Origin of the sequence: Streptomyces sp. NPDC047061, assembly GCF_040643955.1 — a bacterium.
Classification (GTDB): Bacteria; Actinomycetota; Actinomycetes; order Streptomycetales; family Streptomycetaceae; genus Streptomyces.
Genome location: NZ_JBEYVI010000006.1, coordinates 130,267 through 142,403 on the forward strand (window position 1 = coordinate 130,267; position 12,137 = coordinate 142,403).

General features: G+C 69.5%; 2 protein-coding genes. Both read right to left on the reverse strand.

Annotated elements, in window-relative coordinates; genetic code table 11:
* Positions 1-33 precede the first annotated feature (33 nt).
* Complete coding sequence (locus ABZ887_RS12850) at positions 34-11,088, reverse strand: LamG-like jellyroll fold domain-containing protein (protein WP_361287038.1); 11,055 nt, start codon at positions 11,086-11,088, stop codon at positions 34-36.
* Positions 11,089-11,352: 264 nt separating this feature from the next.
* Positions 11,353-12,069, reverse strand: a complete 717-nt coding sequence (locus ABZ887_RS12855) for an HNH endonuclease family protein (RefSeq protein ID WP_361287041.1) — start codon at positions 12,067-12,069, stop codon at positions 11,353-11,355.
* Between the last annotated feature and the right edge of the window lie 68 nt (positions 12,070-12,137).

Sequence of the window (12,137 nt, forward strand, 5' to 3'; positions counted from 1 at the left end):
TTAAGTCGGGCGTTCAACCCGCGATTTGAACAACTAATATCGTGTCGTTTGCCAGAACATCCTGAATTGCGTCTTGTCGGCTGCCCCTCGGAACACCTTTCCACCAAGGGTCATCGTTGCACGGACCAATGGTTCACAAACTCCCCTGCATACGTTCCGAGACGTTCCCCCATAGATGACTTCGTGGTCGTTTTCCTTCGCCCAGTTGAAGACAGCCTCTTCGGCGTGCTCAAACGCTGGATTGCCATTCGCAGTCAACCTGCCTGGGACGATCTGTCCCTGGATGAAGCTCTCGCCGTCCTGCAGGACATCCTCACCGATCGCGCTGATGTCCTTGCCACCAGCCAGTGCGACTTTTTGGGAAATTACGCCTGTGGTCTTGTTGCGCACTCCGACCACAGCAACAGTCGACCAGCCATGGCCCCTGCCCCACTTGTTCTTGAGTTCATCAGCCCGCTTCTGTGCAGTCTGCGCCTCCTCCTCGTAACCACAGTTGTGGACGAGGACTGGGGTGTCACCTGCCTCCACGTAGTAGGTGTGGAGGCTGCCGATCGTCAGGTCATACGTCGTCGTGTTCGCGTGGTACAGGCGGACAGTGGCGACTTCTGCGATTCCGGTCGGGGTCTGGAGGACGTCGCCGACGTTGAGGTCCTTGCCCTCGACGAAAGCCGACTGAGTTTCGTCGTAGAACGGGTGGTGGAAGGTTGTCGTCAGGTGGGCGACCTGCGTGCTCTTCAGGCTCGCATCGGTCTTGGTCGCCTGCCCTGCGGACACATCACTGACCGCCGCCACGGTCGCCGTCGCCGGCTGGTCGGCCGCAGCGTGACCGTGGCCTGCAGAGAGCGTGCCAAGCACAGCCGCCGACGCCGCCAGGCCGAACGCCGCCTTGCGCGCCGCCTTCTTGGCGATCTTCCCGGCCAGGGTCTTCGCGCCCGCCTTCAGCGTGGACTTGGCCGTCGCCTCGGACGCCGCCTGCCTGATGGTCAGGTCGACGAAGTCGTGGTCGGTGTGTGTCACGATGACCGCAGTGACCTTGTGGGCCTCGGTGCCCTTCGCGCCTGGTACCGAGTTGGCGATCGTGTCGCCGACCTTGATGTGGTCGATGGCCTGCGTCGTGCCGTCGGCCATGAGTACCTGGGTACCGGCGGTGAAGCTGTGGCACTCGGTCTCGTTCGAATGCGACTGCGCCTTCGTGCTCGCCGCCTCCGCCTCCCCCGTAGTGGCCGCCTCCTCCGTGGCATCCGCCGCCGCGGACTCCCCGGCCTCCGCCGCGCCCTTCCCGAAGAGGCCGCCGACCGCGCTCATCGCCTTCGGGGCCGCCTTGGCCAGGAGCTGGCCGCCGAGTTCGCCCAGGGCTCCGCCGACCGCGCCCGCGGCCGCGCCCTCGATCGCCGAGCCGGCGAACGCGCCCACGCTGCAGTCGCCGCCGCCGTTGTCGGCGCACTTGAAGCCCTGTTCGACCAGCGAGCCGGCCGCACCCGCCAGCGCGGCGCAGCCGATGGAGCCCACGCCCGCGGTCGCCGCCTCGCAGCCGGCGAAGACCACCGTGGAGACCACCAGCGAGGTGATCGCCGCCTCGTGGTGCTTGACGAACTTCGCCGTCGCCTTCGCCGCCGTGACCGTCGCGTGGTACGCGGTCCGGGCCACGTGGGCGACCGCGTGTGCCGCCTTCTTCACGACGTGCGCGACCTTGTGCGCCGCCTTCTTCACCGCGTGCACCACGCGGTGCACGGCATGGGAGACCTTGTGGTACGCGGTGTGGAGGGCGTGCACCGCGTAGTGGGTGACGCGCCGGACGTGTCTGGCCGCGTACTGGTACACGTGCCGCGTGTAGCGCACCGTGGAGCGGTAGACGTCCTGCACGTGGTGCACGACCTTGCGCACCGTGTGCTTGACCCGCTTGACCACCCGGTGCACCGCCGCCTTGGCCCGGTGGTAGATGTGCGTCGCCGCGCGCTTGACCGCGTGGTAGGCGTGCGAGGCGTGGTGCACGGCCTTCTTCGCACCGCACACCACGTCGTACCAGGAGCAGTTGCCCGAGTCGTCGGTGCCCGCCATCGGGTTGTCGTCGACGTAGGCGAAGGGGTTCGCGGACACCGAGTTCGGCGTCGCGTCGAGGGAGACGCTGTCCTTGTTGAGGAACTGGCCCGTGGCCGGGTCGTACCAGCGGGACGCCGTGCCCACGTCACCGGTGCCGGGTTCGGTCCAGCCGGACTGGAAGCCGAGGTGGCCGGACATCGAGGACGTCGACAGCACCTTGCCCAGAGGGTCGTAGGACTGCGAGCCGGAGAGGGTCGTCGCGCCCGAGGTGAACGTGCCGACGACGTCCGCGTGCTGGTCCGTCAGGGCCAGGACGGCGGTTCCGCCGGACGGTTTGATGCCGACCACACCGCCCGCGGGGTCGTAGGTGTACGTGGTGTCGCCGTCCGAGGCGATCGTGTTGTCCGCGCCGGAGTAGGCGAACGTCCGCGACGAGCCGACACTCGTGTCCGTGTCCGTGATGTTCCGGCCCAGTGCGTCCAGCGTGTACGACTGGGAGCCGGCCACCACCTGGCCGCCGAAGGCGTCCGCCTTGAGCGCCACCGTGCCGGACGTGGCGGACTGCTGGGTCATCGTGCCGCGCGCCGAGTAGGCGTACGAGTTCACGCCGTCCGACGTCAGCTCGTCCCGGGCGTCGTACGTGTACACGTTCGAGCCGTTGCGGATCCGGTTGCCCGACGCGTCGTAGGCGTAGGCGGTGGTCGCCGTGCCGTTGTTCCACGACGTCAGGCGGTTCGCGTAGTCGTAGGCGTAGGTGTTCGCCGACGCGCCCGTCACCCCGGTCGTCGTCTTCGACGTCAGGTTGCCGTTCTTGTCGTAGCCGTAGGCGAAGCTCGCCAGCGTCGAGGCGCCCTGGACCAGGGTGTCGCTGGTCAGTTCGTGTGCGCTGTTGTAGCCGAAGGACCTGGTCTGGCCCGTCGAGCCGTACTTGACGGACGTCAGCTCGTCGAGGTTGTCGTACGAGTACGTCAGCTGCTTGCCGGTCGCCGCGTCGTTCAGGGACGACAGGCGGCCCGCGGAGTCGTAGCCGTAGCTCGTGGTGCCCGCCGCGTCCGTGCGCGAGGACATCAGGCCGTCGTCGGTGTAGGCGAAGCCGGAGGAGCCGGCCGAGCCCGACGTCGTCAGGACGTCGCCGCGGTCGTCGTAGGTGAACGCGTCGTGCGTGGACGCCTGGTGGTCGGCGGCGCCCGTGGTGCCCGCCTCGGCGGTGTCCGCCGACAGGACACGGCCGTCGGAGTCGTAGCTGAAGCTGCGGGTGGCCGTCGCCGCGTCCGCGCCGGAGCCGGACATCGACCTGAGCTGGCCGACCGAGTCGTAGGACAGGGACGTGGTGACGCCGCCGGGCAGCGTCACGCCGGTCAGCTGACCGTCGTTGTCGTACGCGTAGGTGGTCGTCGAGTCCGCCGCCGACGTGTACTGCGCCGTCGTCGGCTCGATCACCTTCTCCTGCTGGCCCCACGGCGTGTACGTGTAGCGCCAGGAGTTGTTACGGCCGTCGGTGAACCGGGTGCGGTTGCCGGCCGCGTCGTAGCCGAACGTCGTCGTGATCGACGTCGTGTCGTCGACCGGCTGGATCTCCTGGGTGATCGTGCCGGCCGCGTCGTAGGTGAAGTGGCTGGTGTGGTTGCGGGCGTCGGTGATCGAGGTGACGTTGCCGACGCCGTCGTAGCCCGTCGAGGACTGCGCGAGGACGGTGCCGTTCGCGTCGTACTGCGTGCTCTGCGCCGGGTCGCCGGCGGCGTTGTAGTCCGTCTGCGTGTAGCTGTTGTCGGCGAGGATCGCCTTCTGCTGGTTGCCCTCGAAGTCGTAGGTGTAGCGGGTGGTGTTGCCCGCGCCGTCCGTGACCGAGGTGGTGTCACCGGCCCGGTTGTAGCCGTAGGAGGTGGTCACCCCGCCCGGCGACGTCGCCGAGGCCAGGTGCGACCCGTACGGGTTGCCGGTCGTGACCCCGTAGGAGTAGTGCGAGGTCAGCGTGCGCGTGGACGGGTAGCGCTCCAGGGTGGTCTGGGTCAGCTGGCGGCCCAGGTAGTCGTAGGTCGCCTGGGTCTGGGCGCCGGTGGCGTCCGTCGACGTCAGTTGGTCGCCGGCCGTGTCGTAGGTGGCATGGGTCTTGGTGGTGTCCGGCTCGGTGACCTGGGCGAGGTCGCCCATCTGGTCGTAGAGGTAGGACGTGGTCTTGCCGCCCGGGGTGGTGACCGAGGTCTGGTTGCCCTGGCTGTCGTACGTCCACACCGTGGTGCCCGCGTTCGGCGAGGCCGCGCCCGCCGGGGTGTACGTCGGCAGGGTCTCGGAGACCTTGTCGCCGTTCGCGTCGTACGCCGTGGTGGTGGTGTTGCCGTCCGGGTCCTGCTCCTCGACCGCCTCGCCGAAGGTGTTGAAGCCGGAGACGGTCGTCGGGCGCTCGGTGTCCGGGCTGGTGCCGTCCTTCTCCACCTGCACGGCCGGCGCGGTGGTGAGCGCGAGGTTGCCCGCCTCGTCGTAGGCGTAGTTCGTGGTGTTGGTGTCGGCGTCCGTCATGGACGTCGGCAGGCCGCGCTTGTCGTACGTCCACTTGGTGGTCTGCTCGTCGGACGAGCCGACCGTGCCGCCCGAGCGGCCCTTGCCGTAGAGGGAGGAGATCTCGGAGGCGGACAGGGCGCGCTGGTAGGTCTGGACGTTGCTCGCCGCTCCGTTGACCACGTTGGCGACGGAGCCGCCGGCGGTCTTCACGCCGCCGACGGACAACGGGCCGGTGCCGGTCCACGGCGAGGTGTTGGCGGCGGTGCCCGCGAGGGAGCCGTTGACGTAGAGGCTCATGGTGCCGGTCGAGGCGTCGAAGACGCCGACCAGCTGGGTCCAGGTGTCAAGGGCCGGGGCGGTGGAGGCGGCGGCGTTGTAGTACGCGGACGGGGTGCCGGAGGAGTCCGAGCTGGGTGAGATGAGGCGGTAGACGCCCTGGCTGGACGCGTACTGCAGGTAGAAGGAGCCCCGGTTGGTGCCGCCCTGGGCGACGAAGGTCCGGAAGGTGGAGGTGTCGTGCAGCTTCACCCAGGCCGAGACGGTGTAGGAGGCGCTGGTGTCCAGGACCGGGCCGTTGGTGGCGACGATGTCGCCGTTGCCCGAGGTGTCGCCGCTGAACTGCGCGGCGCCGTCCGACCAGGTCACGCCGCTGCCCGCGGTCGCGGTGCTGCCGCTGCCGGAGGAGTCGGTGACGGAGCGGCCGGTGGTCTGGTTCAGCTTCCACCAGCCCGCGGGGTGCCCGGAGGCGTCTCCGTACAGCGTCTCGCCGAGGAGGTTGCCCATGTCGTCGTAGGTGCTGGTGACCGTGCGGTCGGCGCCGGTGGCGTCGTGGTCGGTCTGGGTGGCGACCTGGTCGTCCGGGGTGTACGAGACGCTGGTGACGCGGTCCACGCCGGTCGGGTCGACGGTGGTGGCGGTGGTGCGGGCGGCCGCGTCCACCGTGAAGTTGGTGACCGTCTCGCCGTTGTCGGTGGTCTGGGAGACCATGTTGCCGGCCGCGTCGTACGCGTCCGACTCCAGGACGTAGCTGCCGGCGCCGTCGGCGCTCTTCTTCGTCGCCGTCGCGAGCAGGCCGTCGTCCGTGTAGGTGTACGACGTGGTGTTGCCCATCGCGTCGGTGACGGACGCCAGCCGGCCGGAGGGGTCGTAGGCGCGCGACTCCTCGGTGAGCAGGCTCGCGGTCTGCGGGCTCACCGGGTCGCCCGTGTACATCAGGCCCTGCGTGAGCAGGTTGCCCTCGGCGTCGTACGAGTAGCGGGTCTCGTCGCCGTTGGACGCGACCTCCTTCGTGCGGTTGCCCGAGGAGTCGTAGGTGTACGTGGTGGTGTTGCCGTTGTTCGCGCCCGCGGCCGCGTTGGCGTCGGCCTCGGTCAGCACGTGGTCGTAGGCGTCGTAGGTCCACGTCTGGGTGCGGGAGCTGTCGCCGCCGCTCGCGTCGGCGACGGTCTGCGAGGTGACGTTGCCGTCCTCGTCGAAGACCGTGCTGCTCACCGCGGAGTGGGTGGCGCCGCTGAGCCGGTCGGTGATCTGCGGGTCGTGCTCCTCGGTGACCTCGTCGGCCGCGTCGTACTTGTACGAGGTGACCAGGCCGTTCGGGTAGGTGTCGGAGACCGCCTTCTGGCTGGTGACCCGGCCGAGGCCGTCGTAGCTGTACGAGGTGACCAGGCCGATGGCGTCCGTGGTGGAGGCCACGTCGCCGTCGGCGAAGTAGGCGACCTGGTTGACCGCGCCGCCGGGGCTGGTGGTCTTCACCGGCAGGCCGGCCGGGACGACGCCGCCGTCGGCCGACGGGAAGGTGCTGGTGCCGTCGCTGTACTGGGTGGCGGAGGTACGGCCGTTCGGGAAGCCGGGGACGGCGGGACCGGTGACGGCCGTCTGGTCGCCCGCCGAGTCGTACGTGTACGACGTCAGGTAGGTGTTGTCGGTGGCGGACGAGGAGCGGCCGTCCCGCTCGGTCAGCAGCTGGTCGTTGCGCGGGTCGGCGGTGGTCAGCTGGGCCGTGGTGTCGTCCGGGTAGTACGTGTAGTACTCGGTGTTGCACTTGTTGGCGGCCTGGTCCTGGCAGGTCGTCGAGGAGACGATGTTGCCGCGGACGTCGTGACCGGTGGTGGTCATCGCCCCGTTGGGGTCGGTGACGGTGTGCTCGAAGCCGGCGGTGTCGTAGCCGAAGCGGGTGGTGTTGCCGAGGGCGTCGGTCTCGCTCAGCTCGCGGTCGTCGTGCAGGACGTCGTAGGTGTAGGTGGTGGTCGCGGTGGTCGGGGTGGTGACCTTGACCGTCTTCACCGGCAGCAGGCCCGTGGAGTCCTTGGCGGCCTCGAAGTGGGCGTCGACGTCGTCCTGGGTGAGGCCGGTGCCGTAGAAGGACACCTCGGCGATGGCGCCGTTGAAGTGGCTGACCTCGCCCGGTGTGTTCAGCCAGCTCTTGGCGAAGCCGGCGCCGATGTAGACGTGGCTGTTGGACTGGTCGCCCGGCGCGCCGGTGTAGGCGGCCTGCTTGATGCCGTCCAGGTACATCGTCTGGGTGGTGCCGCTCACGGTGAGCGCCACGTGGTGCCAGGCACTGTCGGTGACCGTGCCGGTGGAGCCGAAGGCCGTGGACCCCGAGCCGCTGCCGGACCAGAAGTGGCCGTGCAGCTTGCCGTCGCTGCCGACGTACAGCACCGGCGTCCAGGTGCCGGTCGCGGAGGTCGCGCCGGCGATGGCCACGGACTGGTCGCCGATCAGGACGCCCTGCGCGGCGGTCTTGAACCACAGTTCGACGCTGCGGTCGCTCTTCGCGTGCAGCAGGGCGGCGGGCACCTCCACGTACGAGGTGCTGCCGTTGAAGGAGGCGGTGGTGTGGTCGCTGAAGGGTCCGCTCGCGCCGAGCGTCACCGCGCTGTAGGTGCCGTTGCCGCCGCGCACCTCGTCCAGGGCCTGGGTGGCGCCCGCCGCTTCCCCGAGGCGGTAGTACTGGAGCGGGGCGCCGCCGAGGACCGCGCCGCGGTAGGTGTCGCTGGAGCCGGTGACGGTGGGCGCGCCGAGCTTCCACACACCGCCGTTCTCGTCGGTGAGCTGGGTGAGCGCGGTGGAGTCGGTGTCGTACACCATCGCGGCGTAGGTCTTGCCGGACGGCCGCTTGACCGAGGTCAGCAGGCTGGCGCTGTGGGTGCCGTACTTGTACAGGTCGCTGACGTCGGCGGCCACCAGCGGGCGGCTGTACCAGGCGACGTCGGCGATGGAGCCGGTGAAGTAGCTGGCGGTGCCGGCCGAGGACGACGTGGAGTAGTTCGGTTCGTCGGGCCAGGCGCCGCCGAGGAAGCCGGTGCCGAGGTAGTTGTAGACCTGGTTCTTGCCGAAGGCGGTGGCGCTCTTGATGGAGACGGTGCCGGTCCGCGAGCCGATCTTGGTGTTGTCCAGGTACAGGGTCTGCGAGTTGCCCGCGGCGGACAGCACCACGTGGTGCCACTTGCCGTCGGCGACCGAGGCGGAGGTCTGGATCGGGTTCGCGCCGCCGCTGTACCAGAACTCGGCGTTCAGCTTGCCGTCGGTGCCGACGTAGATCGACGGCGTGTAGAAGCCGGCCGCCTGTCCCGAGCCGATCGGCTGGGAGGCGTAGGAGTACAGCACGCCCGGACCCGCCGACGTCTTGAACCAGAGCGAGATCGCGCCGGAGTCGGTGTCGTTGCCGAGGTTCTTCGGCAGCGAGATGTCGGAGGTGGTGCCGTTGAAGGCGGCGGCCGTGGCGGAGGAGCCGGTCAGCGGTCCCGCGGCGCCGAGGGTGACGTTCTGGTAGGTGGCGTCGGTGGTGCCCTCGTTGGCGACGACGGCGTCCTTGGCGGTGGTGCCGGAGGACTCCGACAGCGGCCAGTAGGCGTGCGGGTCGAGGTCGAGGGAGGCGGTCTGGTACGGCGATCCGCTGGTGTAGCCGTAGGTGGTGCACTTGGTGGCCGACACCGGCGGGCACACGGTGGTGAGCTGGTCACCGGTGTAGCCGTAGTTCCACGTCTCGGTGGTGGCCGAGTTGCCCGCGGTGACGGGGTCGGTGGTGACGGTGGCGACGTGCGCGGCCGAGGCGCCGCTGGGCGTGGACCAGGCCAGGCTGAGGGAGCGGCCGGAGACGGCGGACTTCATCAGGGTGACGTGGCCGCTGGTCCAGGTGAAGGTGACGGACCGGCCGTTGGCGTCGGTGACCGAGTCCAGGCCGTAGACACCCGAGCCCAGGCTCTTGGTGAAGGCGTAGACGGTGTCGTCCTTGTCGGTCAGCTTGTAGCCGCCGGCGGTGACCGTCTGGAAGGTGGCGAAGCGTCCGTTGCCGGGGGTGAAGGTGCCGTCGCTGTTCTTGCCGTAGCCGACCTCGGAGCCGTCGGGGTAGGTGACGAAGACGCTGGAGACCGCGCCGGCGGCGGTGTAGTGCTCGGCGGCCCGCGCGTCGAAGATGCTCGACCAGCCGGCGCCGAACGCGCCCGTCGAGCGCGGGTCGCGGGAGTTGTAGTCGCGCTCGACGTCCAGGGACGGGCCGACGGTGGAGATGGACGCGTCGGTGTCGCTGGTCGTGTAGTTGCGGCTGGTCGCGTCGAAGCCGTGGTCGCTGCTGTTCTGCGACAGCCCCGAGGTGATGACGGTCTGCGGGACCTCCACGGACATCGCGTACGACGTCGGCGTGGAGTACAGGGCGGTCGTGGAGTCGTACGCCTGCACGGTCCACGAGTAGCTCTTGCCCCAGGCCAGCTTGCCCGTGGGCACGGTCCAGTCGCCGGTGGAGACCAGGCCCGAGTCGGCGACCTTGGTGCCGCTGGAGTCGTAGACGCGGAACAGGTACTGGTTGCCGGAGCCGCTGGTGGAGTTGGCGCCGCCGGCCCAGGCGGTCAGCTCGGGCGTGGTGGTGTACTCGACGGCGTTGTCGGCCGGGAACTGCTCGTACAGCTGCGGCGCGGTGTTGCCGGTGTAGGTGACCAGGAGGTGCGGGCCGTCCCCGGGGTCGTTGAAGGAGCCGAACTGCTTCCAGTGCAGGGCGTCGCTCGTCGAGGCGTACACCGCGAGGCCGTAGTCGGCGCTGGTGCCGCTGAACCAGCCCTGGATGGCGGAGGTGGACAGCGGGACCTGGAGCCAGTCGCCGACGGTGCGGTCGGCGGCGGTGTTGGCGCAGGCGTTGGGCACGCTCGGGGTGAGGTTGCCGATGGAGGAGCCGGTGGAGGGGCCCGGGTAGCTGGTGGCGGTCTCCGGGGTCCAGGCCGAGGTGACCAGGGCGACGTCGAAGCGCTCGGCGGTGCAGGTGGCGGCCCAGGTGTCGAAGATGTCCAGGTGGGACTCGGTGACGGTGGCGCCGCTGGCGTCCCAGGCGGTGTCCCAGTGGTTGACGAGGCTGATCGCGCTGTGGGTGCCGGAGTCGTAGGAGCCGACCTTGATGGTCTGCTCGTAGGAGCGGTCCTGGGCGGCGTAGCCGGACTCGACGTAGGTGGTGGTCCAGCCGTCGTCGACGGTGGGGTCGACGGTGACGGGGAAGACCCTCTTGGCGCTGTGCAGCCAGCCCTTGTCCAGGGTGATCCGCAGGGCGTAGCCGCTGTCGGTGCGGACGAGCTTGGTGGTGACGTCGTGGGTGGTGGCCGGGTCGCCGGAGCGCGGGTTCACCTTCGAGTCGAAGGCGTACGCCGGGGGGATGCGCTCGACGGTCCTGCCGGCGGAGTCCCGCAGGTCGGTCCAGCCGTTCTGCTGCTGGACGGGGGTGAGGCCCTTGAGGGTGAGCGGGAAGGTCCAGGTGTTGTCCGCGTCGGCGGAGTCGAGGACGACGGACTCCTTGACGCCGGTGGCGGTCGGGGAGAGCGCGAGGTCCGTGTCGGCCAGGACGCTGTGGTAGGTGACGGTGGAGCCGTCGGCGGTGCCCTTGACGGGGGCGGCGCCCTGCAGGGCGTAGGCGATGCGGTGGCCGTTGCCGTCGGCGAGGGAGGCGAGGGCGGAGTCGGTGCCCTTGGCGCCGAAGTCGACGGCGACGGAGTTGGCCTTCTCGTACCAGCGGCCGCCGGGTCCGGCCCGTACGTCCACGTCGATGGGCGCCCATCTGCCCTTGCCGACCTGGTAGTTGACGGGGCTGGTGTACATCTCGCGGGTGGTGCTGCCGTCCGCGTTCCGGTAGACGCTCTCGGTGCGCGAGGACTTGGTGGTGCTGAGCTTGCTGGTCTTCGCGTCGAAGTGGCCGCCGGCGCTGCGGCCCTGGGCCGGCTTGGCGTTGTGCGCCTGGTAGGCGGACAGCTCGCCGCGGCCCTTGCCGGGCTTCTGCCCCTTGCCGCGGTGGGCGGCGGTGGCCTGTGCGGAGACGTGGTGTGCGCGACCGGCGGCCGTGCCCGACTGCTGGTGCGGCAGCCTGCCCCAGTGCGGGTCCTCGAACCAGGACGCCAGCGACTTCAGGCTGAGGCCGGGCAGCTGGACGGCCGTCAGCTCCATGCCCGCGGCCGCGGCCTCCTGGGTGGTCAGCGTCAGCGCGAGTCCGACGAGGGCGAACAGCGCGGCGCAGCGCCGCAGCCGTCGGGTGCGACGGGCGGAGCGGGCACGGCGAAGTGACCTGAAGCGCACGGGAGTGACTCCAACAGGCAGGAAGGGCAGGGAAAACGAAGAGATCCTGCCTGTTGTGTACACGCTATGAACAGGAGCGAAGGGGGACCCTTGGAGCGATCTTGACCAGCGCTTGCTGAACCGGCCCCGTCTTACCCCGGCTGCCCCCTTTTGCTCTTTATCAATTCCTTACACTCGCACCGCTCCCGTTACGCCGAGCCGTTATGCACTTGTGCCCGCGTTTACGTTTGCCAAGGCCGGACCCCGCGAAAGGGGCCGCCGCCCTCAGGCCGCGTGGAACCTCTCCGGCGCCTTGGTCGGGTTGCCGCCCGAGGGGAGTTCCTGGCCGGGACAGGTTTCGAGGACCTTCTTCATCGCGGCCTTCTCGGCGGCGGTGACCCACAGGCCGTACTTCTTCTTCACGGCCACCTGCGCGGCGACGTAGGTGCAGCGGTAGGCCTTGTTCGTCGGGAGCCAGGTGGCCGCGTCGCCGTCACCCTTGCCCCGGTTCGCACTCGCGTCGACCGCCAGGAGGTTCAGCGGGTCGTTGGCCAGGGCTATGCGCTTGCTGGCGTCCCAGTACTTGGCGCCCTTCTGCCAGGCGTCCGAGAGGGCGACGAGGTGGTCTATGTCGACCAGACTGCGGCCCCGCTGGTAGGTGACCTGCTTGCCGGAGTACGGGTCCGGCTCCAGGACTCCGTAGGAGACCTTGCAGTCGCCGTCGGTGAACTTCACCTCCTTCAGGTCGCGCTTGAGGATGTCGTCCCGGGTGTCGCAGGAGTTGGAGTCCGTGTCCGCCCAGGCGGAGCCGAACTTCTCCCGGGAGTAACCGGTCTTCGGCGCCCTGCCCTTGACGGTCAGCGAGTCGGCGGCGGTCAGCGCCGCTCCCCCGCCGCCCGCACCCTGGGCTCCCGAACTCCCCTTGTCCTCCAGGTCGTTGCATCCGGCCACGGCGAACAACACGACGACGGCGACGACCGCCCCGCCCCTCAGACGCGCCACGTGCGCCCCCTCCTGCTTTCCCGGATCCGCCATCGCACGGGCGGATTCCTGCTGGTCCAACGGTAACT